Source organism: Streptomyces sp. ASQP_92 (assembly GCF_025399895.1).
In the GTDB taxonomy this organism is placed as follows: domain Bacteria; phylum Actinomycetota; class Actinomycetes; order Streptomycetales; family Streptomycetaceae; genus Streptomyces.
Genome location: NZ_JAODUA010000005.1, coordinates 362,787 through 388,699, shown reverse-complemented (window position 1 = coordinate 388,699; position 25,913 = coordinate 362,787). Strand labels below are relative to the sequence as shown.

Here is a 25,913-nt window from a genome sequence, read left to right as displayed (position 1 = left end):
TCATGGCGGAAGATTAGGACCCCGGGCCGTCGCGGGGCCGGTGAAACGGCAGCGCCGGGACGACACCGGCACGAATGGAGTCACCCGGCGGTACCGGTCCCGGGCCGGTTCAGGTACGGCGGACCAGCGGGAAGGGCAGGGTCTCGCGGATCGTGAGCCCGGTGAGGAACATGACGAGGCGGTCCACGCCGATGCCGAGGCCGCCGGTGGGCGGCATGGCGTATTCGAGCGCGTCCAGGAAGTCCTCGTCGATCTCCATGGCCTCCGGGTCGCCGCCCGCCGCGAGCAGGGACTGCGCGGTGAGTCTGCGGCGCTGCTCGACGGGATCGGTCAACTCCGAATAGGCGGTGCCCAGTTCGGTGCCGAAGGCGACCAGGTCCCAGCGTTCGGCGAGCCGGGCGTCGGCACGGTGGCGGCGGGTCAGCGGGGAGACCTCGGTGGGGAAGTCCTTGTAGAAGGTGGGTTGGCGCGTCTTCTCCTCGACGAGCCGCTCGTACATTTCGAGGACGACGTCGCCCCGGGTGTTCTCGGGGGTGTGCGGCACCCCGGCACGGTCGCAGAGCCGGCGCAGGCGTTGCTCGTCGGTGTCGGCGTCGACCTCCTCGCCGAGCGCCTCGGAGAGCGCCCCGTACACCGTCTTGACGGGCCAGGGCCCGGAGATGTCGTACTCGGCCATGGTGCCGTCCGGGTCCGCCTTGCGGGCGATGGGGGCGCCGAAGGCGGCGGTGGCCGCGTCCTGGATGAGCTCGCGGGTGAGGTCGAGCATCACGTCGTAGTCGGCGTACGCCTGGTACGCCTCCAGCATCGTGAACTCGGGGTTGTGCTTGTAGGAGACGCCCTCGTTGCGGAAGGTGCGGCCCATTTCGAAGACCTTCTCGACGCCTCCGACACAGAGCCGCTTGAGGTACAGCTCGGGGGCGATGCGCAGATACAGGTCGAGGTCGTAGGCGTTGATGTGAGTGGTGAAGGGGCGGGCGTTGGCGCCGCCGTGGATCTGCTGGAGCATCGGCGTCTCGACCTCCAGATAGCCCCGGCGCAGCAGGCCCTGGCGCAGCGCCTGGACGGCGGTGGAGCGGGCCCTGACGACCTCGCGGGCCTCGGGGCTCGCCACGAGGTCGAGATAGCGGCGGCGCACCCGCGCCTCCGGGTCGGCGAGGCCGCGCCGCTTGTCGGGCAGCGGCCGCAGGCACTTGGCGGTGAGCTGCCAGGCGGTCGCGAAGAGCGAGAACTCCCCCTTGTCACTGGTGCCGGTCGCGCCGGAGGCGGTGATGTGGTCGCCGAGGTCGATGTCGCGGGTGAACCGGTCCAGGACGGCGGCGCCGGCTTCTTCGCGGGTGAGGACCAGCTGGAGGTCGCCGGACCAGTCGCGCAGGACGGCGAAGACGACGCCGCCGAAGTCACGCACGGCCATCACGCGTCCCGCGACGGTGGCGTTCGCGCCCTCGCCCGCGGCTCTGAGCCGGGCCAGGGTGTGGGTGCGGACCGCGACGACGACGGGGTAGGGCTCGGTGCCGTCCGCGCGCAGCCGCTCCAGTTTGCGGTGGCGTACCCGTACCTGCTCGGGGAGTTGACGCTCCGTCACCTCGGCCGCACCCGGCCCGGCGAGCCCGAGCGCCTCGATGGAGGGCAGGTTCGCGGTGGTGACGGGCTTGGTGACGCCCTTGGGCCGGCCCTTGCCCCAGAGCTTGCGCAGGCTGGGTACGGAGACGAAGCCCTCGGCGATGGCGGACGCGAGCCCGACCCGGGCGAGCGAGCCCGCGTCGCCGTAGCAGAGGAAGCGGGGGAACCACTGCGGCCGGTACTTCACGTTGGAGCGGTAAAGGGCCTCCAGCTGCCACCACTTGGAGAAGACGAGCAGCAGCTTGCGCCACAGCCGCAGCACCGGTCCCGCGCCGATGCGGGCGCCCTCCTCGAAGGCCGAGCGGAACACCGCGAAGTTGAGCGAGATCCGGCGGACCCCCAACTTCGGTACGGCGGCGCACAGTTGGGCCACCATGAACTCCATGACGCCGTTGGGTGCGCTGCGGTCGCGCCGCATCAGGTCGAGCGAGATGCCGTCGGTGCCCCAGGGCACGAAGGACAGCAGGGCGATCAGGGTGCCTTCGGCGTCGAAGGCCTCGACGAGCAGGCAGTCGCCGTCGGCCGGGTCGCCGAGGCGGTCGAGCGCCATCGAGAAGCCGCGCTCGGTCTCGGTGTCGCGCCAGGCGTCGGCGCGGTCCACGATCTGGCGCATCTCCTCGTCGGTGAGCGCCGAGTGACGGCGGATGCGGGTGGTGGCGCCGGTGCGCGCGACCCGGTGGACGGCCTGCCGGGTGACCCGCATGTCGCGGCCGTCGAGGTCGAACTTGGCGACGTGCAGGATCGCCTCGTCCCCGAGCTGGATGGCGCCGAGGCCGTGCCGGGCGTAGGCGGTCGCGCCCTCCTCGGAGGCGCCCATCACGGCGGGCGCCCAGGCGTACTGGCGGGCGATGTCGAGCCAGGCGTCGATGGCCGGGCCCCAGGCTCCGGCGTCGCCGACCGGGTCGCCGCTGGCCAGCGCCACGCCCGCCTCGACCCGGTAGGTGACGGCGGCCTTGCCGTTGGGCGAGAAGACGACCGCCTTGTCGCGGCGGGTGGCGAAGTAGCCGAGCGAGTCCTGGCGCCCGTAGGCGCCGAGCAGGGCGCGGATGCGCGGCTCCTCGTCGCCGTGCAGGGCCGCTTCCATCCGCTGCGAGCGGAAGAGCGTGGAGGCGGCCGTCAGCAGGGCGATGGCGCCGAACAGGCCGAGGAAGAAGTACAGGGGCCTCGGTGGGCTCCCGTCGAACTGGCCGTTGGAGACCAGGCCGCCGAGGACGCGGTTGGTGGCCCACAGCAGTCGCTGGCCGCGCGGCAGCGTGTTCGGGAACATCTCGACCAGGCCCCAGCCGACCAGGACGCCCGCCGCGAGCCCCAGGCACAGCACGCCCACCGCACGGCGGAAGGCGCCTCTGCGGGTCTGGGCGTAGAACTGTCCGCGGGCCAGGATCAGCACCGCGAGGGCGGCGGCGCACAGCACCCCGTTGGGGATCCACGCCCAATCGCCCACGGTGATCAGCAGCGCGTCGAGCAGGAGGAGCAGCCCGAGGTAGATGACGACCAGCCACCACGCGACCTTCTTGCGGGCGCCGATCGCGGCCGCGAGCAACAGCAGGAAGACGGCGTAGGCGAGGTTGGCGCTGACCGGCACGGTGACCCGGTCCAGGAACCAGGAGATGGGGTGCAGGAGTCTGCGCAGCGGGGGGATGAGCGCGATGACCGCGCAGAAGAGTCCGAGCAGGCCGAAGAACATCGCGAACGCTTCGGGCACCCGCCCCGGAAAACCGGTCCGGGACGGTATGGGCGCCGCCTCGCCGACGGTCGTGCTCCGCTCGTTGCCGACAGTCATGCTCTGCACTTTAGGGAGGCGGGGGCCGGGCCGCCTGTCGGAGGCTCCGCCCGGCCCGTTAGCCTCGGTACGTGACAGAGCAGCGGCCCCAGCCCCACCCCGAGTCCCAGCACTTCGAACGCGGTACCGACGGCCCGAAGGTGATCGTCGCCGGCGTGGACGGTTCGGACTCCTCCCTGCGGGCCGCGGCGTACGCCAGTGGCCTCGCCCGGCGGCAGAACGCCCTGCTCGCCCTCGTCTACGTCCAGCCGGTGCTCTCGGCGGGCGCCGCGCTCGGCGCGCCCGTCGCCGACGCCACCGGGGAGATCGCCGAGGGCCTGGTCGCGGAGATCAGGGCGGCGGCGGAGCGGGTGCGGGGCATCTGGGACGTGCGCTGGGAGTTCCACACCTTCCTCGGCGACCCTTACTCCGGGCTTGTGACCGCCGCCGACGAGCTGAAGGCGGACGCGGTCGTGGTGGGCGTCTCGGAGTCGGCCGGGCACCGCATCGTGGGCTCGGTCGCCGTGCGCCTGGTGAAGGCGGGCCGCTGGCCGGTCACGGTGGTGCCGTAGGCCCTGTCGGGTCACCGCCCGCTCCCCGGAGCGTTCAGCGGGACATCTTCAGGCCGTCCTTCGCGGCGCCCCGGCTGAGGACGGCGTCACGGATGTGGTCCCGCGCCTCGATGTAGTCCTCGCGGTCCGGTGACGCGGCGAGGGCCTCGGGCAGGCTCATCACGCGGCCGCGCTCCACGTCGATCCACTGCGGCACGAACTCGGCCCTGGCGACCTCCCACCGCGCTCCGGGCCGCGTCGGCGGTACGAAGGTGAAGCGGGCGATGGAGCTCATGTTGCCCCGGTCGTCGCGCTCGCCGCTCTCGTTGAACATCTCGCCCGCGATCTGGTCGCCCTCGCCGTAGACGATCCAGGTTCCGTTGACCTTCTCGTACGCCTGCGGGATGTGCGCGTGGGTGCCGAGGATGAGGTCGATGTCGGGCCTGCCGCCGGTCCTGGAGGCGGTGAGGGCCTTGCCGAGGGTGAGTTGGCGCTCGTCGGGCTCCGTCTGCCATTCGGTGCCCCAGTGGATGCTGACGACCACGATGTCGGCGCCCGCGGCTCGGGCCGCCCGGGCATCGGCGACGATCTTCTTCTGGTCGATGAGGTGGACCGCCCACGGCTGTCCGCCGGGCATCGGATACCCGTTGGTGTCGTAGGTGTAGGCGAGCTGCGCGACCTTGGCGCCCTGGGCCGTCATCAGCGCGGGCCGCGCCGACTCCTGTGCGGTACGGCCCGAGCCGGTGTGCGCCAGGCCCACCTTGTCGAAGGCCTTCAGGGTGCGGGCGATGCCGTCGGCGCCGTCGTCCAGGGTGTGGTTGGAGGCCGTCGAGCACGAGTCGTACCCGGCGTCCTTCAGCGCGGCGGCCACCTGGGGCGGGGAGGTGAAGGCCGGGTAGCCGCTGAAGGGGCCCTCGTCGGGGCCGTACACGGTCTCCATGTGACAGATCGCCAGATCGGCGCGCGAGATGATCGGCTTCACCCCGGCCAGCATCGGCCGGAAGTCGTAACTCCCGTCCCTCGCATCGGACTTGGCGCGCTGAATGGTCGAGTCGTGCGGGAGTACGTCGCCGGTCGCGACGAGGGTGAAGGGGCGGCGGACGGACGCGGCGCCCGAGGCCGGGGAGTGCTGGGCGTCCCGCTGGTGCGCGGGGTGCGCGGGCCGCTGCCCGCCGTCGCATCCCGCTGTGGCCGCGAGCACGAGGGCCGCGAGGGCCGCCGCCCCCTGCCGGGCGCACTGGGTCGGCTTCTGCATCGGCGTCGGACTCCGTCGGTCGAAGGCGGGCGTGTGTCCGAAATCCACCCCGCGAGAACCGGCCGGTCAAGCCGAAAAGCCGTTCATACGACCAAAGACCGCTGGATCGGACGCACCCGGCGGGCGGCCCGCGGCCCGTCCTCGACCGCTCGCCGTACCACTCGCCGCTCGGTTCGACCGCTCGTCGCAGCGCCCGGCGCGACCGCTGTCGCCGTCCCGCGGGATGCGCTCGGATACCGCTGATTCACGGGACACGGGGAAAGGGCGTACACGGTGACGACGGTGGTCTCGGACATACGGCGCTACACCCCCGAGCGGGATCTGGCCGAGTTGCAGCGCGCGCACGGCCCCGCCCTGCTCCACTTCCTGCTCGGGCTCACCTACGGGGACCGCCAGCGCGCCGAGGACCTGCTCCAGGAGACGCTGGTACGGGCCTGGCAGCATCCGGAGGCCTTCGAAGCGCCCTACTGCTCGATGCGGCCCTGGCTGTTCACCGTCGCGCGGCGGCTCGCCATCGACGCGCGCCGCGGCCGGCTCGCCCGGCCGGCCGAGGTCGGTGACGAGGTGCTGCTCGCGACGGCGGACTCCGGCGACCACACCGAGCGCTGCGCCGCCGCGCTCGACGTCCGCACCGCCGTGAGGTCGCTCACACCCGAACACCGGGCGGTGCTGGTGCAGTTGTACTTCCGCGGCCTGAGTGTGAACGAAGCGGCCGAAGTGCTCGGTGTGCCGCCAGGGACGGTCAAGTCCCGTTCGTACTACGCCCTGCGGGCTCTGGCCCGTGTGCTGCCCGGCTATTCTGCGTCAGGTCCCGAAGGGCTCTCCTCGGTGGGTTCCAGGTCCGCCTCGGTGAGCAGAGCGAGCAGCGAGGGCGCCTCGGCGACCTCCAGGTAGGCGGTTCGGCACGGTGCGCACCGGCGCAGATGCGCGGCGACGGCATGGTCGTCGCCGGGCTCCAGGGCGCCCAGGACGTACGCGCCCAACAGCTCCCGCACATGCATGAGCACCTCGTGTCGTGTGACGGATCCTGCCCTTCTGGCCACGGCGGGCACGCGCCCCCGGTTCAATGCTCCCTGGAGCTCCCCGGGAGCGCCGGGACGGTCGATGAAAGAGGCGAGACAGGATGCGTCCGGAGGGAAGTAACGGGACCAGCGGTGGCGAGCTGGTGGTGCCGATGGCATGGATGTACGCGGAGTACATCGCCGACGAGTTGCTGCGTACCGGCGATCTGATGCCGCCGACGACGCTGGAGTTCAGGGCCGGTCGCAACGCCCTGGCCCTGACGATCTTCCTGTCCGACGGGGCGGTCGGCGGGGCCCGGGTGGTGGCGCGGCTTGACGAGTGGAGTTCGCTCACCGCGGCCGGGCGGCCCTGGCGGCGCTGGATCCGCTCCCGGCTGAACACGGCGGCCCGCGATCAGGACCAGGGGCCCGATCTGGAGATGGCGCGGGCCGCCTGGCGGTGGCTGGAGGAGACCGAGCTCCTCGCGGCGGACCTGGACGCGGTGGTGCCCGGGGCCGTCGACCCGCGTACCGAGGAGGACGAGCCCCGCGTGTGGACCCCCGCCTGGGAACTGGGCCTGCCACTGGGCCATTTGGCGATCCATCTTTTCTGATGTGCCGTCAACTGTGCACGCCCGCACGGTATTTGGGGATACGTGCCGTCACCTTCATGCCCGCGCCGAGGCCGGTCTCGATGACGAGCCCGTAGGCGTCGCCGTAGACCTGCCTCAGCCGTTCGTCGACGTTGAGCAGACCGATGCCGCCGGAGGCCCCGTCATCGCCGCGCAGGATGCGGCGCAGCCGCTCCGGGTCCATACCCGCGCCGTCGTCCTCGATGACGACCTCGGCCTCGTTGCCCGCGTCCAGGGCGCTGATGGTGATGTGCCCCGCCGTGACCGCGCCCTCGATGCCGTGCTTGACGGCGTTCTCGACCAGCGGCTGGAGACAGAGGAACGGCAGGGCGACCGGCAGCACTTCGGGCGCCACCTGGAGGGTGACGGAGAGCCGGTCGCCGAAGCGGGCCCGCACCAGGGCCAGGTACTGGTCGATGGAGTGGAGTTCGTCGGCGAGCGTGGTGAAGTCGCCGTGGCGGCGGAAGGAGTAGCGGGTGAAGTCGGCGAATTCAAGCAGGAGTTCGCGGGCGCGCTCGGGGTCGGTGCGTACGAACGAGGCGATCGCGGCGAGCGAGTTGAAGATGAAGTGCGGGGAGATCTGGGCGCGCAGGGCCTTGATCTCGGCCTCGATCAACCGGGTACGGGAGCGGTCGAGTTCGGCGAGTTCGAGCTGGACGGAGACCCAGCGTCCGACCTCGCCCGCCGCCCGGGCCAGGACCGCCGACTCACGCGGAGCGTAGGCGATCAGGGTGCCGAGCACCCGGTGGTCCACGGTGAGCGGGACGGCCACCGCCCAGCGCAGCGGGCAGTCCAGGTCGTCACAGGAGAGCGCGAACGCCTTGTCGCGGCCGGTGTCGAACAACGCCGTTGTCTGGTCCATCACCTGGGCGCTGTGGTGCTGCTCCCCCGCGCCGTCCCAGGTCAGGATGGTGTCGCGGTCGGTGAGGCACAGCGCGTCGGTGCCGAGCAGCGAGCGCAGACCCCGGGCCGATTTGCGGGCGGCCTCGGCGGTGAGCCCGGCGCGCAGCGGGGGCGCGGCGAGCGAGGCGGTGTGCAGGGTCTCGAAGGTGGCGTGCTCGACGGGGGTTCCGACATCGCTGATGCGGCCCTGCCGGGCCAAGCGCCGGCCCAGGAGGAACCCGGCGCCGGCGAGCAGCGGGCCCAGGAAGAGCAGCGCGGCCAGGGTCATCGGTTCACGCCTCCCCGGCCGGCCAGCGCCTCGGGCAGATGGAAGCGGGTCATGGCGGCGTTGGTGCCGGGCGGGACGCGGCCCGGGGTCGCAAGCGACACCCCGATCATGGCGAGGAAGCCGACCGGCACCGACCAGACGGCCGGCCAGGCGAGCAGCGCGTGCGCGAGGCCGTGTGGGGCGAGCCCGAGGACGGTGGCGGCGACGGCCACCAGCGCGGAGCCTCCCCCGAGCACCAGTCCGGCGGCCGCGCCCGGCGGGGTCAGTCCCCGCCACCAGATGCCGAGCACCAGCAGCGGGCAGAACGAGGACGCCGACACCGCGAAGGCCATCCCGACCGCGTCGGCCACGGGCACCGCGCTGACCAGGAGCGCGCCGAGCAGCGGCACGGCGATGGCGAGCGGGGTGGCGAGCCGGAAGTGGCGTACGCCGCGCGAGGGCAGGACGTCCTGGGTGAGGACTCCGGCGACCGCCATGGTGAGCCCGGAGGCCGTCGACAGGAAGGCGGCGAACGCGCCCCCGGCGACCAGCGCGCCCAGCAGATCGCCCCCGGCGCCGCCGACCAGGCGCTCGGGCAGCAGCAGAACCGCCGCGTCGGCGTCGCCGGTGAGGGCGAGTTCGGGGGCGTAGAGGCGGCCGAGGGCGCCGTACACCGGAGGCAGCAGATAGAACGCGCCGATGAGGGCGAGGACGACGACGGTGGCGCGGCGCGCCTCGCGGCCGCCGGGGCTGGTGTAGAAGCGGACCACCACATGGGGCAGGCCCATGGTGCCGAGGAACGTCGCCACGATCAGCCCGTAGGTGGCGTACAGCGGGTATTCGGTCCGGGCCGCGCTGCCGGGGACGCGGGTTCGGGCCGCGAGCGCGAGCCGGGTGCCGGCCTCCACCCGGTGCTCCCCCGGCCGCAGTGTCAGGGCTTCGCCGTCGTGACGCCGGCCGTCCACGGTGCCGCTGGCGTGGACGGGCAGGGGCTCGGCCAGACGCAGGGTGAGGGTGTCGGCGAAGCGGACGGTCTGCTGGTGGCGCAGGGCGGCCGGTTCGTCGTAGACGGGGCGCGGCGCGCCGTCGCCCCGCCAGGCCAGGACCAGGAAGAACACCGGTATGAGCAGCGCGGTCAGCTTCAGCCAGTACTGGAAGGCCTGGACGAAGGTGATGGAGCGCATGCCCCCGGCGGCGACCGCCAGGACCACGACGCTCGCCACGAGCACCGGTCCCAGCCAGCCGGGCGCTCCGGTCAGGATCTTCAACGTGAGCCCCGCGCCCTGGAGTTGGGGCACCAGGTACAGCCAGCCCGCGCCGACGACGAACACGCTCACCAGGCGGCGTACGGCCCGCGACTCGAGCCGCCCCTCGGCGAAGTCGGGCAGGGTGTACGCCCCGGAGCGGCGCAGCGGGGCCGCGACGAACAGAAGCAGCACGAGGTAGCCCGCGGTGTAGCCGACCGGGTACCAGAGCATGTCGGGGCCCTGGACCAGGACGAGCCCGGCGACGCCGAGGAAGGAGGCCGCGGAGAGGTATTCGCCGCTGATGGCGGCCGCGTTGAGGCCGGGGCCCACGGTGCGCGAGGCGACGTAGAAGTCCGAGGTGGTGCGCGAGATGCGCAGCCCGAACCCGCCGACGAGGAGGGTGGCGACCACGACGGCGGTCACCGCCACCACCGCGTACGTCTGACTCACGAGGCGCGACTGCCGTGATCGGGGCGGGTGTTCGGGGAGCCGGGCTCCGGTGCGCGGGCTCGCGTCGGGCCGCCGTGCGGCGGGCGGCCCTCCGTCGGGCGATCGGCGACCAGACGGGCGAAGTCGCGCTCGTTGCGCTCGGCGGTGCGCACATACCACCAGGCGATGAGGCCGAGCGGCCCGTAGACGGCGAAGCCGAGCACGCACCAGGTGACCGCGGGGTCGTCCAGGGCGCGGAAGGCCGGCGGCAGCGTGGCGACGGTGAGCGCGAGCACCGCGAATCCGGTGAGCGCGGCGCGGAGTTGGCCGCGCATCAGCGAGCGCACATAGGCCTCGCCGAGCGCGGTCTGCTCGTCGATCTCGGACTGGGCGCGGTGGCGCGGCAGCGGGCGGGCCGTCCTCGGCTCCCCCGTGACCCTCTCGCGGCGCGCCGCCTGCTCTGCGGACATGGCGCGGAGTGTACGCAGCGCATCACGGTCGGGGAAGGGCCAGGTCAGCGGGGGGTGCGCCGCAGGAGCCGATCGCGGACGGTACGGGCGTGGCGGCGGCTGACGGGAAGTTCGGCGTCGCCGACCCGCACGCTCATGCTGCCCGCGTCCAGGCGGAGTTCGTCGATCCGGTCCAGCGCGACGAGGTGGCTGCGGTGGATCCGCACGAAGCCCCGGCTGCGCCAGCGCTCCTCCAGGGTGGACAGCGGGATCCGTACGAGATGGCTGCCGCGGGCGGTGTGCAGCCGGGCGTAGTCGCCCTGGGCCTCCGCGTACGCGATGTCGCCGATGGGCAGGAAGCGGGTGACGCCGCCGAGTTCGACGGGTATCTGGTCGGGTTCCTGGACGGTGGCGGTGCGGTCGCCGACGAGTTCGGCGACCCGGCGGACCGCCTCGGCGAGCCGCTCCCCGCGCACCGGTTTGAGGACGTAGTCCACGGCCTTGAGGTCGAAGGCCTGGACGGCGAAGCCTTCGTGGGCGGTGACGAAGACGATCAGTGGCGGCCGGGCGAAGTTCGCGAGCAGCCGGGCGATGTCGAGTCCGGTGAGGCCGGCCATGTGGATGTCGAGGAACACCACGTCGACGCCCCGCTCGCCGTCCTCGCCCGCTTCGAGGGCGGCGCCGATGAGCCGCAGCGCCTCGGTGGCGCCGGTCGCGCCCTCGGCGGAGTGGATGCGGGGGTCGGAGCGCAGCAGATACAGGAGCTCTTCGAGGGCGGGGGCTTCGTCGTCGACCGCCAGTACGCGCAGCATGGGGCCGGAGTTTAGGGCCTGGGCCCCGGCGGGGGATGCCGATGGCCTGAGCGTTCCGGCCGGTTCCTCCGTACCTGACGGCATGAGTTCGCCGCAGATCCACCGGGACGCCGGGGCCTACGCCCTCGGCGTGCTCGGCGCCGCCGACGCCTTCCGCTTCGAGGAGCACCTCGCCGGGTGTGCCCCGTGCCGGGCGCTGCTCGTCGAGTTCGGCGGGGTGAGGGCGCTGCTCTCCGCGTACGCGGCGGACCGGCCGGAGCCGGTCGGCCCGGTGTCGCCGGAGGTGCTGCACCGGATGCTGGCCGCGGTGGCGGGGCGGCGCCGGCGCGGCCGGGCGGTGCGGCTCGCTTCGGTGGCCGTCGCCGGGGTGTTGGTGGCGGGCGGGGCCGGCCTCGTCCTGGCGCCGGCGGCGCCGGGGTGGCAGGTGGCCGCGCACGCGCCCGGGGTGACGGCCACGCTGGTGACCGCGCCCAAGGAGTGGGGTACGGATGTGGAGCTCGGGCTCGCGGGCGCGGCACCGGCGTCGTGCACGCTGGTCGCGGTGGGCCGGGACGGCACGCGCCAGACGGTGGCGACCTGGGCGGACCGCGGCGGGCAGCCGGTACGGATGCGGGGCGCCGCGGCTCTGGCGCAGGATTCCATCGCGCGCTTCGAGGTGCGGACGGCGGACGGCACACCGCTGGCGACGATGGCGCGCCGGTGAGGCGGCGCGCCCCGGGCGGCGCTACTTGAGCAGCTTCGACAGGCGCCGGTCCGCGAGGATCTTGCCGCCGGTCTGGCAGGTGGCGCAGTACTGGAGCGAGGAGTCGGCGAACGACACCTCGCGGACGGTGTCGCCGCAGACCGGGCAGGGCTGTCCGGTGCGGCCGTGCACCCGCAGCCCGCTCTTCTTCTCGGCCTTGAGCCGGCCCGCCGCGAGGCCGTGCGAACGCTCGACGGCTTCGGCGAGGGTGGTGCGCATCGCCTCGTACAGCGCGGTGATCTCCTCGTCGGTGAGGTGGGCGACGGGCTTGAACGGGGACATCCGGGCCGCGTGCAGGATTTCGTCGCTGTAGGCGTTCCCGATGCCCGCGATGAGCGACTGGTCGCGCAGCGCGCCCTTGAGTTGCCGCCGCTCCCCCGCGAGCAGCGCGGCGAACGCGTCGCGGCCGAAGCCGGGGGCCATCGGGTCGGGGCCGAGCCGGGCGATGCCGGGGACCTCGGACGGGTCGTGGACGAGGTAGGCGGCGAGGCTCTTGCGGGTGCCCGCCTCGGTGAGGTCGAAGCCCGCCCCGCCGGTGAGCGCGACACGCAGCGCGAGCGGGCCCTTGCCGGGCTTGGGCGGGGCGTCGGGCAGCACGTCGTGCCAGCGCAGCCAGCCCGCGCGCGCGAGGTGGACGCACAGGTGCAGACCGTCGGCGTCGAGGTCGAGGAACTTGCCGTGCCGCGCGACACCGGTGACGGTGCGCCCGGCGAGGGCGGTGTACGGCGGGTCGTAGGTCTTCAGGACGCTGATCGCGACGGGCTGGGCGCCCGCGATCTCCTGCCCGACCAGGTGGTCGGAGAGGAATTCCCGCAGGGCCTCGACTTCGGGAAGCTCCGGCATACGTACCAGGGTGCCCCGGTCGCGTGGACTCAGCGAGCCGCGCGGGCCCAAGGCGCTCAGCGGGGCGGCCCCGGTCCCGGTGTGGACCCGGACGGAGGAGGCGCTGGTCAGCGTTTGGCGCCGCGCTCCGGGACGACGAACTCGCACCACACGCACTTGCCGCTGCCGCGCGACTCCACGCCCCACACGTCCGCGAGCCGGTCCACCAGCATCAGGCCGCGCCCCGACACCCCCGAGGCGCCGGCCTCCCGTCGGCGCGGCAGGGCGCTGGAGCGGTCCTCCACCTCGACCCGCAGCCGGCGCTCGGGCCCGGACAGCACGCGGATGGTGATGATCGCCCCGCCGTCGGTGTGCATCAGGGCGTTGGTGATGAGTTCGTCGGCGGCCAGCTCGATCTCGTCGGACCGCTCGCGGGCGCCCCAGGCGCGGACCGCCGCGCGGATCATGTGCCGCGAGGAGCTGAGCGCCTCGGGATCGTTCTGCGCCACGTGCTGACGGAGTCTGCCGCCGCCCTGCGGGACCTCCATCGTGCGCCGACGCAGGAGCAGCAGGGCCACGTCGTCGTCGCCGGCCCGTTCGTCGACCACGTCGCACAACCGGTCGGCGAGCGCTTCGAGGTCCTCCGGGCCCGATCTGACCAGGGACGCCAGCAGGCGCATGCCGTCGTCGAGGTCGGCGCCCGGCTGCTCCACGAGTCCGTCGGTGTAGAGCAGCAGGGTGTGGCCCGGGTCGAGCTCGATCGTGGAGACCGGGTATTCGAGCCGTCCGAACTCGGCGGAGAGCCCGAGCGGAAGCCCGCCTTCCACCGGAAGCCGGCGGCAGGTGCCGTCGGGCAGGCGGACCAGGGGGTCGACATGTCCCGCGCGCACGATCTGCAGCACTCCCGTGCTCAGGTCGGCCTCGGCGTAGGTGCAGGTCGCGAAGCGCTCGGTGTCCAGCTCGTGCAGGAAGACCGAGGCCCGCGCCATCACGGTGGCCGGCGTGTGCCCCTCGGCGGCGTACGCGCGCAGCACGATGCGCAGCTGGCCCATCACGGCGGCGGCGTGCGTGTCGTGGCCCTGGACGTCGCCGATGGCCACCCCGACCCGGCCGCCGGGCAGCGGGATCACGTCGTACCAGTCGCCGCCGATGTCCCGGCCCAGCCGTGCCGAGCGGTAGCGCACCGCGAGCTGGGCGCCGGGCACCTCGGGGATGCGGCGCGGCAGCATCGCCTGCTGGAGCCCCTCGGCCAGATCGTGCTCCTGCTCGTAGAGCATGGCGCGCTGGAGGGACTGGGCGATCGAACTGCCCAGCGCCACAAGGAGGTTGCGCTCCTCGCTGGTGAACCCCCGCTTGTCGCTGTAGAGCAGGCCGATCGCGCCGATCGGGCGGGCCTGGGCGATCAGCGGCAGATAGGCGGCGGAGGTGATGCCGAGTCCGCTGATGTTCGGCCACAGGCCCGGATAGGACTCCGCGAAGTCCTCCGGCGACTCGATGAAGCGGGGGGCCAGCGTGCGGACGACCTCGCTCATGGGGTACTGCTCGTCGACGCGGGTCCACCGGGTGCCCGGTACGAAGCTGCCCTCGGGGCCCTCGGCGATCAGATGGATGCGGCCGGCCTCCAGGAGGCCCATCACCAGGCTGGTGGCGCCCAGGTACTCGGGGCCGCGCGAGTCCCGCATGACGTCGATGACGTCCTTGACGGTCCTGGCGTGCGCGAGGGCGGCCGTGGTGGCCTCCACGACGCTGGTGGTGCGGCGCCGCTCGGCGTCCAGGCCGACCCGGGCGGTGGACTCGGCGAGTTCCTGGGTGGCGTCGCGGACGACGCCGATGATGCGCAGCGGGCGGCCGGTCTCGTCGCGGCGCACGAAGCCCTGGGTGTGGGTCCAGCGCAGACCGCCGTCACGGCGCCGGATGCGGAAGTACACGCCGTAGTTGACGCTGCCGTTCTTCAGCGCCTGCGAGACGAGCGCGTCGAGCCTGAGCGACTCGGCGGGCGGCACCCGGGCGGCCAGCGTCTCGGGCCGGTTGTCGTACTCGTCGGGCCGCAGGTCGAACACGTCGAGCGCGGCGCCGTCCATGTGCATCAGACCGGTGCCGAGGTCCCAGTCGAAGCTGCCCATCCGCAGGTCTCGGCCGTACGAGTGAAGGAAGCGGCACTCCTCGTCCCCGGCGGGCTCGCCGCAGTGGCACAGTTCGCCCGCCCCTGCGTCCCCTGTACCCGCGTCCATGGGGCCACGCTAGGCGCAGCCCGGAGCGCGCGCATCAGGGAACATCAGGGAACATCGGGGAGAGGGGCTCGGGTGGGGCGCCGGACGGCTCAGTGGGCCGGGGAGGCCTTGCGCAGGGCGGTGATGCAGGTGTCGATGGCCGCCTGGAGGTCTTCGAGGCGCTGGACCATGTCGTCCTCGTAGATGTCGCCGGCGTCGTCGAGCGTGAGCTCCTCGAACACCTTGGTCGCCCGCTGGAGGCTGCTGTAGAACTTGGTGCGGCGTTCCTGGACGCGCAGCTCGGGGTCGGCCTCCACGGCCTGCGCGACGAGGTTCTTGACGGTGTCGTACGCCTCGGTCGCCCATGCGCCGCTCTCTTCGGAGCCGTCGAGCTCGTCGAGCAGGGACAGGTGCCGCTCGGCCTCCGCGCGCAGCTCGGCGGGGGCGTCGACGGTCTGCCCGGCGGGGGTGCGGATCTGGCCGTTCTCGACGATCTGGCGGACATAGCCGATGCGGTCGGCCGCCCGGGTCTCGGAGGCGACCGCCTTCTTCAGCTCGTCGGTGCGGGCGATGTCGCGCGCCAGCTCGGTCTGGAGCGCCGGGTCGTCCTTGAGGCGGTCCAGGAGCGCGGAGCGGGCGGCCTGGGCGGTCCCGGGGTCGGCGAGGATCGCGGCGCGCAGCGCGGTCGGGTTCTCGGCGACCTCCAGGGCCTTGGTCGGCCGGATGCCCTCGGCCTCGGCGGCGGCCGTGATGGCGGTGCCCCGCTCGGAGGTCGCGCTGGAGCGGGAGGCGTAGTAGGTGAGCCAGACATCGGCGTCGGGCAGCTCGATGTCCTGGCCCGGGGCGAGTTCCTCGAAGAGCGGGACCAGGCCGTCGTCGGAGGCCTTGTCCCACGCCTTGTAGTAGCGCATGACGCGCTCCGCCGAGCAGCCGGCGAGCACGCCGAACTCCTTGGCGGAGATCTTCGGCGTCTCACCGGCCGCCTGTCCGCCGGGACGCACGCTGCGCGCCACCTTGAGGGCGAACGCCCAGCCGCCGGTGCGGGCGTAGGCGCCGAACGCGCGGGCGTCGCGCGCCACGTCGGCGTGGACTTCGGCGAGGGAGGGCGCGGACGGTTCGGGCAGGTCGACGGTGACGGTCACGGAGGGCTCTCCCGGCTGCTGGACGAAGGACGACGGCACAAAGAACGCAGCCTATATGCGCCCGTTGGTCCGTCTTTTCGTCGCGGCCCTCATCGCTGTCCCGTGTCGCGCGTGCCGCGGTCACCGGCGTCGCCCGCCGGTGGCCGCGGCCCGTACGCCTCAGACGTTCTCCGACTCCGAAGACGGTCCGAAGGGGTCGGATCCCGGGCCGCTCGGCATGTCGGAAGGCAGCGACGGCATGTCCGACGGCAGCGAGGGGAGGTCGCTGGGCGCGCTCGTGTCGGGCGAGGGCACCGCCGGGGAGGGTGGCGAGGAGCTCGGCGCGGGCTCGGAAGGCGTCGGGGTCACCGTCTTGGTGGCGGTCGGGCAGCCGCTCGGGCTCGACGCGGGCGGGCTCTGCGGGGACGGCGGAGCGGACTGGGGGGACGCCGGGGAGGACTGCGGCGGCGGTGAGGCGGGCGTCTCGGTGACCGTCACGGTCGGCGTCGGGCAGTCGGGGCTCGGCGACGGCGAGGTGCTCGGGCTCGCCGACGGTGACGGTGACGGCGGCTCGGGGACCGGCGGCTTGGTGGGGTCGATGTGGATGTCGGGGCGTCGCTTGTCGTGCTGCCCGTCGTCGCCGCTCCTGCGCTCGATCCAGGTGTTGTTGGTGACGTTGACGATGATCAGGGTGTTGATGACCACCGTGGTGGGCCGCACCACGATGACGCGGTCGCCCCGGTAGCCGGGCCACGGCGTGCCTTTGTCCTTCCAGCCGCCCTGGTGGGCGCTGGGCGGCTTCAGCGGGTTCCCGCAGGCGCACCGCACGCGCGGCGCGCCGTGGTCGTCGACCAGCACGGCGGTGCCGGCCTGGAGCACCGACTGGAAGCTGGTGGCCGAGCCGTCGCGGAAGCCGTGGTTGGTGACGCGGGTGTCGGCGCGCAGCACGACGGGGGTCAGGCCGCGCAGGAAGCCCGGGATGGAGCCCGGGTCGATGCCGGCGGCGTCGGCGAAGGCCCGGGTCTTGGCCCGGTCGCCGCCGAGGAAGCGGATCTGCTTCTCCACGTCGCAGCTCGCCACGGACTGGGTGCCGCCGTACAGACCGGGCGTGGAGCCCGTGACGGTACGGGCCGAACGGAAGCCGGGCGCAGGTGTCGCGCTCCCGGCGCCGGGCGGGAGGGCCGGGGTGGGCGTCGACGTCGACTCGGCCGTGGACTCGGTGAACGGGTCCGGCCCCTGTGCCGCGATCGGCTGGAGGTTGAGGTCCTGCTCGCTGTCCGCGCCGTTGGCGCCGCCGCCGCATCCGGCGGCGAAGGCGCCGACGGACAGGACGGCGGCGGCAGTGGCGATTTTGCGCAGGGTCGAGGGCACGTGGATCTCCCACCTGTACGCCCCGAGTTGCCCCTCATTGTGTGCCGCAGGCGGACACCCCACGCAAACGGACGGGGGCGGAACGGGCGACCCCGGGCCCCCTCACACCATCGCGGGCCGTTCCCACTCCTTGCCCAGTACGTGGTGGTCGAGGAAGTTCAGCAGGGTCGCGTACCAGAGGCGGGCGTGGTTCGGGGCGAGGATCCAGTGGCCCTCGTCGGGGAAGTACAGGAACTTCACGGGGACCTCGTGGCGCTGGAGCTCCTGGAAGAGGGCCCTGCCCTGGCCGACGGGCACCCGGTAGTCCTTGCCTCCGTGCACCACCAGCATCGGGGTGCGGATGCGGTCGGCCGCGAGGGAGGGCGAGTTCTCGTCGTAGCGCTCCGGCCGGGTCAGCGGGTGGCCGAAGATCCGCCGGAAATAGTCCGGGACGTCCGTGTCCGGCTCGAAGGTCCGCAGGTCCCAGATCGAGGCGTGCGACACGATCGCCTTGAAGCGGTTTGTCGAGGTGGCGACCCGGTTGGCCATGTAGCCGCCGTACGAGGCGCCCGCCAGGCCGGTGCGGGTGGCGTCGATGTCGGGGCGCGCCTCGGTGGCGTCGGTCATCCGCATCAGGTCGTCGTAGGGCCGCCCGCCCCACTGCCCCCAGCCGCGCTCGTGCATCCGCTGCCCGTAGCCGGCCGACAGGGCGGGGTCGGGGAGCAGGACCGCGTATCCGCGGGCGGCGAAGGGCCACGGGTTCCAGCGCCAGGTCCAGGCGTTCCAGGAGGTCTCCGGTCCGCCGTGCGGGAAGACGAGCAGCGGCGCGGGCCGCTCGGCGGACGCGCCGTCGGGCAGCACCAGCCAGGACCGCAGCGGGAATCGGTCGCCGCCCACCGTGTGCACCTCGGTCAGGGTGCCCGGCAGCCGGCCCACCGCGCCGGGTGCCTTGAGCGCGACGGGCTCCTGGTCGGGCGCGGCGGCGTCGAGGCGGACCGGGGTGGGCGGGCTCGCGACGGAACTGCGCAGCGCGTACAGCGTCCGCCCGTCGGGCGCGACACACAGCGAGGTGTACGTGCCCGACGCGGTGAGCCGGGTGACGGTGCCGTCGGCGTCGCGGCGGAAGACGGGAGAGTGGCCGAGTTCGTCGGCGGCGAACCAGAGGGTCGCGTCCTGGGCGCGCGGTGAGACCACCGCCCCGATGGGCCAGTTGTCGAAGTCCGGCAGGAGTTCGCTCTGCTCACCGCCGGCCAGGTCCACGTGGACGAGGGTGTAGCGGTACGGGCGCTCATAGGTTTCGAGGACTTGGCGGGTACAGATCAGGCCGGCGCCGTCCGCGGTGAACAGCGGGGTGCTGTAGACGTGGTCGTCGCTTTCGACCACCCGCAGCTCCTCGCCGGTGGTGGCGTCGGCGACCACGACGACGGTGCGGTTCCGGTCGGGCACCGGACCGTGGACGAAGCGGGTGTGGGCGACGCGGGTGCCGTCGGGCGACAGGGCGGTCTCGGCCTCGCTCACGAAGCCCTGCCCGCCGACGTCGACGGGTGACCCCTGGCCGTCGTGGCCCCGGCGCACGAAGGTGTGGGGCTCGTCGGGGCCGAGGTCGCTGTCCCAGTGCCGGGTGAGCCCGGACTCGTAGAGGATGGCGGTGACCTTGGCGTCGGCCCGGTCGGCGCGCAGTTTGGCGTGCGCCTCGGCGTCGGCGGCGCCGGGCAGCAGGCCCCCGGTGTAGGCGAGGGCGGGGATGTCCCGGGCGAGGGTGAACCCGGCGATGCCGCCGGGGTGACGGGCCGTCAGGGCGGCCTCGCCGCTCTCGGGCAGCGCCCAGATCGCGGGGGTCTCGTCGGTGTCCTTCGGTGCCTTCGGGTCGCTGTCCTGGCGGCCGGAGAGGAAGTACAGGGTGCCGTCCGGGCCGAACGCGGGCGCGGACTCGCCCTTGCGGGAGCGGGTCAGCCGGCGGGGTTCGCGTATCGCCTCGGGGTCGATGTCCCACAGGCCGGACACGTATCCGGTGCCCTCGGCGTCGAGGGCCGCCACGGCGGCCACCAGGCGCTTCCCGTCGGGCGAGAGCGCGAGGCCGTTGACGCGCGGGATCGCGAGGAAGGCGGACAGGTCGTGGAAGGCGGTGGTGTCACCGGGTGTCTCGGACATCCGGTCATCGTGCCGTGCGGCGCGCCCCGGGCGACAGGGCCCCACGCGACGAATGCCGCGTCCGACGCACCTGACGCATCGTCATCCGGCGGGCGCGGAGCGGACGTTCGGGCTTCTTCGAGGGGATGACGCGCGAGTCCGTGCCCCCGGATGTCGGGGACACGGACTCGGTGGTGCGGGGCGCGTCAGTCGATGCCGGGCAGGATGTGCGGCTCGGCGAGGTCCTCTTCGTAGCCCGCGAGGCGGATCGGGGCCGAGCGGGCCCACACCTCGATGTTGCGGAGCTTGTCCGGCCGTCCCGCTCGTTCGGCATGGCGTTCCGGTGTTCGGCGTTCGCGTTCTGTGGTCTCTGGTGTCACCGCGCACTCCTCTGGGTCGCGTAACCCTGGGCGTTCCGGCCTGCGTCGATCTTCGACCCGGTGTGCGCCCGAAGGCAGGGGCAAGGGCAGTTCTGACGCGGTGGCGCCGGCACTCTGTCCGCATCACGGCCACAGGTTGTGGGACGGATCCGGAACGGGCCTTGAGGGCTGGTGGACCCGCTGCGGCTACCGTTCGCCCTAGAGTAACCAAATGAGCGCGGTTGCGCTCGATAGGGCCACTTCCTTTGCGTCAACTTTCCTTGGCCGGGCGTTCAGCCCGATGTTCCTTCGCCATGATCTGCCGAGGAACTCGGCCGCCGCGCGCCGGGAGCACGGTCCGGGTACTCCATTGCGGTGACGGGCGCGGCGCGCCGTCCCCGCGGTACGGCCGGCGCCCGGCGGGAACGCCACAGGGGCGGCACGCGGGTGCGCGCCGCCCCTGGGAGCGGATCGGGAACGGGCTCGGGCCTACCAGTTGCCGGGCGCGTAGTCCTTGAGGAAGACGCTGTGCAGGTCCTCGCCCAGCTCGCCGCGCACGATCGGGTCGTAGACGCGGGCCGCGCCGTCGACGAGGTCGAGAGGGGCGTGGAAACCCTCCTCCGCGAGCCGCAGCTTGTCGTGGTGGGGGCGCTCGTCGGTGATCCAGCCGGTGTCGACCGACGTCATCAGGATCTTGTCGCTCTCGAACATCTCCTGGCCGCTGGTGCGGGTGACCATGTTCATGGCGGCCTTGGCGGCGTTGGTGTTGGGGTGCCCCGCCCCCTTGTAGCCGCGGCTGAAGACGCCTTCCATCGCGGACACGTTCACCACGTAGGCGCGCCCGTTCGGTGCCTTGCGGGCCGCGTCCGCCATCACCGGGCGGAGGCTGCTGATCAGGATGAACGGCGCGGTGTAGTTGCAGAGCTGGGTTTCGAGCAGTTCGACCGGCGAGATCTGGTCGATGGACTGCACCCAGGTGTTGGTGTCGACGACGTCCGGGAGCAGCCCGCCCGCGTCGAGGGCGGTGCCGTCGTGGTGCTTGGCGATGCTGGCGTTGCCGGCGACCAGGGCGAGGTCGGCGACCCGCTGGGCGTCGAGGCCCGAGGCGCCGACGGGAAGCGCCGCCAGGCCGTCGACCGCGCCCGAGTTGAAGGCCCCGATGACATGGTGGGCGGGCAGCTCCCCGGCGGGCAGCGGCGCGCTTTCGCCGTCGACCAGGGCGGCGTACGCGGAGGGCAGCCGGCGCACCGTCTGCGTGGCGTTGTTGATCAGGATGTCCAGCGGGCCCCGCGCCGCGGTCTGCTCGGCCAGGGCGACGACCTGCGCGGGGTCGCGCAGGTCGATGCCGACGACTTCGAGGCGGTGCATCCACTCCGCGGAGTCCTCCATCGCCTTGAAACGGCGGATGGCGTCCTTGGGGAAGCGGGTGGTGATGGTGGTGTGCGCGCCGTCGCGCAGCAGCCGCAGCGCGATGTACATGCCGATCTTCGCGCGGCCGCCGGTGAGCAGGGCGCGCTTGCCGGTGAGGTCGGTGCGGGCGTCACGGCGGGCGCGGTTCTCGGCGGCGCACTTCTGGCAGAGCTGGTGGTAGAACGCGTCGACCTCGACGTACCGGGCCTTGCAGATGTAGCAGGAGCGGGGGCGCTGGAGTATGCCCGCGATCTCGCCGGTGACGGACGACTTGGGCAGCAGGCCCTCGGTCTCGTCGTCGATGCGCTCGGCGGAGCCGGTGGCGGTCGCCTCGGTGACGGCCCGGTCGTGGGCCGTCTTCGCCGCGCGGCGCTCCTGGCGGCGGCGCTGCTTCACGGTCCGGTAGACGCCGGCGGTCGCGCGGCGCACGGCGATGGCGTCGGGGTGGTCGACGTCGATCTGATCGAGTTCCGCCAGCACGCTCAGGCAGAGCGCGAGCCGCTCGGGGTCGATGCCGGGGCCGAAGTCCTGGTCAACGCCCTGGCCGGGCCGCTCGTCGACACCGGGACCGTGCTCCTGGTCCTGGAAGTCCTCTGTCACCGTCATCGCCGCCGCGTTCCTCGATCAGTCGTGTTTTTCAAGTTCCCAAAAGCGCCATGGTACGGAGCGACCCCCCTGCGGACCAAACCGCCCGCTGCCGGGGCCCCTGGCGCGGGGCCCCGGCAGCGGGCGGTGGGCGGGCAGCGGCCCGGAGTGGTTACGCGCCGCCGGGGGCGGCCCTGGTCAGCACCTCTTCGCGCAGCCCCACCGGGTCGACCGCGAGCGCCGCGAGGACTTCGGCGCCCCGGCCTCCGCCCCCGGCCGCCAGCAGCCCGAGCAGCATGTGCTCGGTGCCGAACCGCTCGTGGCCGAGCGCCCTGGCCTCGCCGAGGGTGGCCTCCAGGACCTTCTTGGCGCGGGGGGTGTAGGCGGGCCGGGGGTACTGGAAGGCGCCCGGCCCGAAGGAGGTGTCGGCCTGCCGCTTGATCTCCTCGACGTCGATGCCGATCGAGGCGAGGGCGTCCCTGGCGGGCTGCCCGCCGGTGCTCGCGACCCCGGCCGCCTCAAGGATGCGCACGGTCTCCGCGCGGACCCGCTCGACCTCGACCCCTCGCGCCCTCAGGGCCTCCCGGGCGGTGCTGTCCTCGGTTCCGGCGAGTCCGAGCAGGATGTGCTCGGTGCCGATGAAGTCGTGGCCCAGGGCGATCGCCTCGTCCTGGGAGGCCACGATCGCCTGCTTCGCACGGTCGGTGAAAAACTCGAACACCTTCAGTCCTCCTTGCCGGTGGCCTTGCGCCTGCTCGCGTGCTTCTCGTGCACCGACTGCCTGCTGACCCGCAGCGAGGTGGCGATGCTCTGCCAGGACCAGCCCTGTTCCCGGGCGTTGTCGACGTGCACCCGCTCCAACTCCTCCAGGAGGCGGCGCAGCGCGACGACCGCCGCCAGTCCGACGGCGGGGTCCTTGTTGGTGACCTGTCCGGCCAGTGAGGCCGGGGTGTCCTCAGCTCCCATAGCCGTCAGGGTGCCCTGACACCGGAACCCTGTCAAGGAACCCTGACACCCTCGGGGCGGGGTCAGATCGAGTCGCCGGCCCGCCTCGGCGGACGCTCGAAGACGCAGTCGCCGCAGAGCCCGCCGGCCGGGCAGCGGTAGTAGAGGCAGCAGCTGCGCCTGCGGAACGCGGGGCCGGGCGACAGGGTGCCGGTATCGGCCAGACAGGGGTGGGCGAACAGGGCGGAACCCAGGGCCAGGGCCCGCTCCCCCACCTCGGGGCGGCCCAACCTCCGTGCCCAGCCGTGGAGTTCACGCACCGCACCGGCGAGCGCCGAACCGGCGTTGCCGCGCAACAGCGCGGACGAGACCGGGGTGTCGCGGCGGACCGCCTCGCCGAGCGGGACGAGATGGCCTTCCAGTACGGATTTCACCAGGTGCTCGACGGTGGCCTCGCGGGCCTCGCCCCCGGGCGCGAGGAGCAGGTCGTCCGGGCTGGTCCGCCCGCCGTCCCAGGACAGCCGGTCCGCCGCGAGGTCGGGAACGGCTCCATGGAGGGCGGCCGGGCCCAGCGCGATCGACCAGAGCCGCGCCGCGAGCCCCAGGTGGGCGATGGACGCGGCGACCCTGCGCTCGGGGGCGCGCAGGCGGGCGGCGACGGTGTCGATGCGGGAGGTGAGGGGCGCCGTCCGCCCCGCGTACAGGGTGGCGAGCGGCACCCAGGGGTGTTCGGCGCGGCCGGTGCGCAGGGCGAAGAACCCTCCGATCGACGACGCCTGTGCCAGGTCCTGCTGATTCAACGCCCTCGCCCGCCCCATGTCCGGTTCCCGCCCCACGTCCGTTGTCAGTTCGTGTCACTGTGGCACGAAGGCGCCGGCGACCGGTTCCCGCCCTGCGGGCAGGGATGTTCCACGATCGGCCACCACCCCGGACCTTCCCCGGGGAAGGCGATCTTCCGATCCCCTTGACGCCCCTTTTGAGCTGCGGATTTACTGAAAGTCCGAAATCTGGGACGACTTTGGTCGTAGCCCCTACTCCGTCTGGAGTACGCGGCAATCGGTGCTCAGGGACGACGACACAAGGTCCGCAACGAGACATCGTGGTAGCCATGAGCGCCCTTGTCCTGGCCGTGCTGCTGTCCCTGGTCTCCGCCGTCGCGTACGCGGCGGCGGCGATCGTGCAGGAGCGCGTCGCCGCGTCCGCCCCGAGCAGTGCGTACGCCCCCGTGCGCCGCCCGGCGTGGTGGGGCTCGGTGACCCTCAACGGGCTCGGCGCCACCCTCCATGTCGCGGCCCTGGCCTGTGGCCCGCTCACGCTGGTGCAGCCGCTGGGCGCGCTCACCATCGTCTTCGCGCTGCCGATGTCGGCCGTGTTCATCCACCGCGGGGCCGGCGCGGCCGCCTGGCGGGGGGCTGTCATGGCCTCGGCGGGCCTTGCGGGTCTCCTGGCGCTGACAAAAGGGTCGGACGCGAGCGCGGTGGCCATGGGGCCGCGTCTGATCCTGGCCGCGTCCGGCTTCGCCGCGGTGGCCGCGCTGTTCATGGCGTCCAGGGCCCCGCACCGGGCGGCCATCCGCAGCGTGCTGCTCGCCACCGCGGCGGGCGCCGCCTTCGCGCTGGCCTCCGTGTTCACCAAGTCCGTCGCCGAGGACTGGCACTCGGGGCTCCCTCTCGTGGAGCTCCCCATTCTGCTCGCCACGGCCGGGTTCGCGGCCTCGGGGCTGCTGCTCTCGCAGGCCTCCTATCGCGGCGCCGGCCTCGCGGCACCGCTCGCGACGGTCACCGTCGTCAATCCGGTGGTCGCCGCGGCCATCGGACTGACGCTGTTCGGCGAGTCGTTCCGGTACGGGTCGGCCGGCACCGCGATCGCCCTCGCCTTCGGTGTCGTGGCGGCGGGCGGCCTGATCCTGCTCACCGCGGAACGGCCGGCCGGCGCCCGTCGCGGCAACCCGGTCCTGGCCTCGGGCCCGGCGCCCGGTGCCGCCGGGCGCCGCGGGGACGACCGGGATCAGACCTCGACGCCGCCCGCCCTCAGATAGGCCAGCGGGTCCACGTCGGAGCCGTAGGCGGGGCCGGTCCTGATCTCGAAGTGCAGATGCGGCCCGGTGGCGTTGCCGGTCGCGCCCGAACGACCGATCCGCTGACCGGTGTTGACCCGCTGCCCCGCCTTCACATTGACCGCGGACAGGTGGGCGTACTGGCTGTACCGGCCGTCGGGGTGGTGGATCACCACCTGGTACCCGTACGCACCGCCCCACCCGGCCGACACGATCGTGCCGGAGGTGACCGCCTTGACCGAAGTCCCCGTGGCCACCGGGAAGTCGACGCCGGTGTGGTAGCCGCTCGCCCAGGACGCACCGGCCCGGTGGTAGGGGGTACTGGGGTGCGCGTCGACGGGCGCGGTGAACCCGGCCGACGTGGCGGGCGCCTTCGCGACGGGCTTGGCCGCCGGAGGCCTGGCGGCCGGATGCTTGGCCGCCGGGGGCTTGGCGGGCGCCTTCGGCACGGTCTTCGGCGGGGTCGTCGGCTTCGCGGGCGCGGCTCCGGGCAGGGTCAGCTGCTGCCCCGGACGGATGAGGTCGGGGTCGGCGCCGACGACCGTGCGGTTCTCGGCGTACAGATGCGGCCAGCCGCCCTGGACCCGCTGGCGCTCGGCGATCAGCGACAGGGAGTCGCCGTGCATCACGGTGTACGACTCGCGCCGGCCCGGCACCTTGGTCGGGCTCGCCGGCTCGGCGTCGCGCACGGCGGGAGCCTTGGCGGCATGTGGTCCGGCGGCCGGCTTCGCCGCGGGGTGGGCCGACTGGGCGGGGATCTCGGCCCGGTGGTGCGTGGCCGGCTGCGGCGCCGAACCGCCCCGGGTGAGTCCGGCCTGCCCCGAGCACACCGGCCAGGCGCCGGGGCCCTGCCCCTTGAGCACCTTCTCGGCGACCGCGATCTGCTGGTCGCGGGTGGCGAGGTCCGCTCGCGCCGCGTACCGGTGGCCCCCGTACGCCGCCCAGGTGGACTGGGTGAACTGGAGCCCGCCGTAGAAGCCGTTGCCGGTGTTGATGTGCCAGTTGTTGGTCGACTCGCAGGCGGCGACCTTGTTCCACACATCGACGGACGCCGCGTCCGCGGTGCCCGCGCCGATCAGGGGGAGGGCGATGCCCGCCCCGCCGGCCGTGACCGTCAGGGACGCCCGGTTGATCCGGCTCGGCTGGTACCGGCGGTGCCGGCCGCGTAAGGCCATGAGTCCCCCTCGAAGGCATCAAGAGCCGCCAAAATAGGGGCTGGGAACGGGGCATGACAAGGGATCGGACAAGCGGAACGCGGGCCTCGACATGAGGGGG

The 25,913-nt window shown here is 73.2% G+C and carries 22 protein-coding genes and 1 pseudogene; 5 read left to right on the top strand and 18 right to left on the bottom strand.

The window, feature by feature from the left end; all coding sequences use genetic code 11:
* Positions 1 to 109: 109 nt before the first annotated feature.
* Complete coding sequence (gene lysX, locus N4G70_RS15770; protein ID WP_261713256.1) at positions 110 to 3,403, bottom strand: bifunctional lysylphosphatidylglycerol synthetase/lysine--tRNA ligase LysX; 3,294 nt, start codon at positions 3,401 to 3,403, stop codon at positions 110 to 112.
* Between the two features lie 71 nt (positions 3,404 to 3,474).
* On the opposite strand from lysX, the gene N4G70_RS15765 reads away from it, so the two are divergent.
* Entirely contained in the window at positions 3,475 to 3,954 is a 480-nt protein-coding gene (locus N4G70_RS15765; protein ID WP_261713255.1) for a universal stress protein, read from the top strand.
* A gap of 34 nt (positions 3,955 to 3,988) precedes the next feature.
* Here the strand turns inward: N4G70_RS15765 and N4G70_RS15760 are convergent, their stop codons facing one another.
* On the bottom strand, positions 3,989 to 5,188 hold the full coding sequence (locus tag N4G70_RS15760) for a CapA family protein (RefSeq protein WP_261713254.1): 1,200 nt from the start codon (positions 5,186 to 5,188) through the stop codon (positions 3,989 to 3,991).
* 273 nt (positions 5,189 to 5,461) lie between these two features.
* Here N4G70_RS15760 and N4G70_RS15755 point away from each other — a divergent pair, with 273 nt between their 5' ends.
* Entirely contained in the window at positions 5,462 to 6,082 is a 621-nt protein-coding gene (locus N4G70_RS15755) for a sigma-70 family RNA polymerase sigma factor (RefSeq protein WP_261713253.1), read from the top strand.
* Here N4G70_RS15755 and N4G70_RS15750 read toward each other — a convergent pair.
* The gene (locus N4G70_RS15750) at positions 5,983 to 6,189 is read right to left on the bottom strand and encodes a zf-HC2 domain-containing protein (protein ID WP_261713252.1); all 207 of its coding nucleotides are present in this window, start codon (positions 6,187 to 6,189) and stop codon (positions 5,983 to 5,985) included. The genes N4G70_RS15755 and N4G70_RS15750 overlap by 100 nt on opposite strands.
* 122 nt (positions 6,190 to 6,311) lie before the next feature.
* Between N4G70_RS15750 and N4G70_RS15745 the strand changes: the two genes are divergently transcribed.
* Complete coding sequence (locus tag N4G70_RS15745; RefSeq protein ID WP_261713251.1) at positions 6,312 to 6,803, top strand: hypothetical protein; 492 nt, start codon at positions 6,312 to 6,314, stop codon at positions 6,801 to 6,803.
* A gap of 7 nt (positions 6,804 to 6,810) precedes the next feature.
* Here the strand turns inward: N4G70_RS15745 and N4G70_RS15740 are convergent, their stop codons facing one another.
* The 4 genes and pseudogenes from N4G70_RS15740 to N4G70_RS15725 form a co-directional block, all read right to left on the bottom strand.
* Entirely contained in the window at positions 6,811 to 7,992 is a 1,182-nt protein-coding gene (locus N4G70_RS15740; RefSeq protein ID WP_261713250.1) for a sensor histidine kinase, read from the bottom strand.
* Positions 7,989 to 9,668, bottom strand: a complete 1,680-nt coding sequence (locus N4G70_RS15735) for a cation acetate symporter (protein ID WP_261713249.1) — start codon at positions 9,666 to 9,668, stop codon at positions 7,989 to 7,991. Before N4G70_RS15735 ends, N4G70_RS15740 begins: the two co-directional genes overlap by 4 nt.
* A gap of 95 nt (positions 9,669 to 9,763) precedes the next feature.
* A pseudogene (locus N4G70_RS15730) lies at positions 9,764 to 10,117 on the bottom strand (hypothetical protein); the annotation flags it as partial.
* Positions 10,118 to 10,161: 44 nt separating this feature from the next.
* Positions 10,162 to 10,908, bottom strand: coding sequence for a LytTR family DNA-binding domain-containing protein (locus N4G70_RS15725; protein WP_261713247.1), 747 nt, complete (start codon positions 10,906 to 10,908; stop codon positions 10,162 to 10,164).
* Positions 10,909 to 10,990: 82 nt separating this feature from the next.
* On the opposite strand from N4G70_RS15725, the gene N4G70_RS15720 reads away from it, so the two are divergent.
* The gene (locus tag N4G70_RS15720; RefSeq protein ID WP_261713246.1) at positions 10,991 to 11,611 is read left to right on the top strand and encodes a zf-HC2 domain-containing protein; all 621 of its coding nucleotides are present in this window, start codon (positions 10,991 to 10,993) and stop codon (positions 11,609 to 11,611) included.
* 21 nt (positions 11,612 to 11,632) lie between these two features.
* On the opposite strand, the gene N4G70_RS15715 is transcribed toward N4G70_RS15720, so the two are convergent.
* The 10 genes from N4G70_RS15715 to N4G70_RS15665 form a co-directional block, all read right to left on the bottom strand.
* A complete protein-coding gene (locus N4G70_RS15715; RefSeq protein WP_261713245.1) occupies positions 11,633 to 12,493 on the bottom strand; it encodes an Fpg/Nei family DNA glycosylase in 861 nt (286 codons plus the stop codon).
* Between the two features lie 107 nt (positions 12,494 to 12,600).
* On the bottom strand, positions 12,601 to 14,595 hold the full coding sequence (locus N4G70_RS15710) for a SpoIIE family protein phosphatase (protein WP_261713305.1): 1,995 nt from the start codon (positions 14,593 to 14,595) through the stop codon (positions 12,601 to 12,603).
* A 197-nt stretch (positions 14,596 to 14,792) separates the two neighbouring features.
* Positions 14,793 to 15,806, bottom strand: a complete 1,014-nt coding sequence (locus N4G70_RS15705) for a hypothetical protein (RefSeq protein ID WP_261713304.1) — start codon at positions 15,804 to 15,806, stop codon at positions 14,793 to 14,795.
* Positions 15,807 to 15,983: 177 nt separating this feature from the next.
* On the bottom strand, positions 15,984 to 17,174 hold the full coding sequence (locus N4G70_RS15700; RefSeq protein ID WP_261713244.1) for a DUF6777 domain-containing protein: 1,191 nt from the start codon (positions 17,172 to 17,174) through the stop codon (positions 15,984 to 15,986).
* Between the two features lie 102 nt (positions 17,175 to 17,276).
* Positions 17,277 to 19,304 (bottom strand): S9 family peptidase, encoded by a 2,028-nt coding sequence (locus tag N4G70_RS15695; protein WP_261713243.1) that lies wholly within the window; start codon positions 19,302 to 19,304, stop codon positions 17,277 to 17,279.
* Between the two features lie 185 nt (positions 19,305 to 19,489).
* Positions 19,490 to 19,663, bottom strand: coding sequence for a hypothetical protein (locus N4G70_RS15690; protein WP_261713242.1), 174 nt, complete (start codon positions 19,661 to 19,663; stop codon positions 19,490 to 19,492).
* A 468-nt stretch (positions 19,664 to 20,131) separates the two neighbouring features.
* Entirely contained in the window at positions 20,132 to 21,658 is a 1,527-nt protein-coding gene (locus tag N4G70_RS15685) for an SDR family NAD(P)-dependent oxidoreductase (RefSeq protein WP_261713241.1), read from the bottom strand.
* Between the two features lie 151 nt (positions 21,659 to 21,809).
* The gene (locus tag N4G70_RS37020) at positions 21,810 to 22,358 is read right to left on the bottom strand and encodes a Clp protease N-terminal domain-containing protein (RefSeq protein ID WP_315904256.1); all 549 of its coding nucleotides are present in this window, start codon (positions 22,356 to 22,358) and stop codon (positions 21,810 to 21,812) included.
* Between the two features lie 2 nt (positions 22,359 to 22,360).
* A complete protein-coding gene (locus N4G70_RS15670; RefSeq protein ID WP_261713240.1) occupies positions 22,361 to 22,603 on the bottom strand; it encodes a hypothetical protein in 243 nt (80 codons plus the stop codon).
* 62 nt (positions 22,604 to 22,665) lie between these two features.
* On the bottom strand, positions 22,666 to 23,400 hold the full coding sequence (locus N4G70_RS15665) for a (2Fe-2S)-binding protein (RefSeq protein WP_399035581.1): 735 nt from the start codon (positions 23,398 to 23,400) through the stop codon (positions 22,666 to 22,668).
* 290 nt (positions 23,401 to 23,690) lie between these two features.
* Here N4G70_RS15665 and N4G70_RS15660 point away from each other — a divergent pair, with 290 nt between their 5' ends.
* Entirely contained in the window at positions 23,691 to 24,620 is a 930-nt protein-coding gene (locus N4G70_RS15660; RefSeq protein ID WP_399035578.1) for a DMT family transporter, read from the top strand.
* On the opposite strand, the gene N4G70_RS15655 is transcribed toward N4G70_RS15660, so the two are convergent.
* Positions 24,590 to 25,813 carry a transglycosylase family protein gene (locus tag N4G70_RS15655; RefSeq protein ID WP_261713238.1) on the bottom strand — a complete coding sequence of 408 codons (1,224 nt, stop codon included), beginning with the start codon at positions 25,811 to 25,813 and terminating at the stop codon, positions 24,590 to 24,592. The two genes, N4G70_RS15660 and N4G70_RS15655, sit on opposite strands and share 31 nt — an antisense overlap.
* Between the last annotated feature and the right edge of the window lie 100 nt (positions 25,814 to 25,913).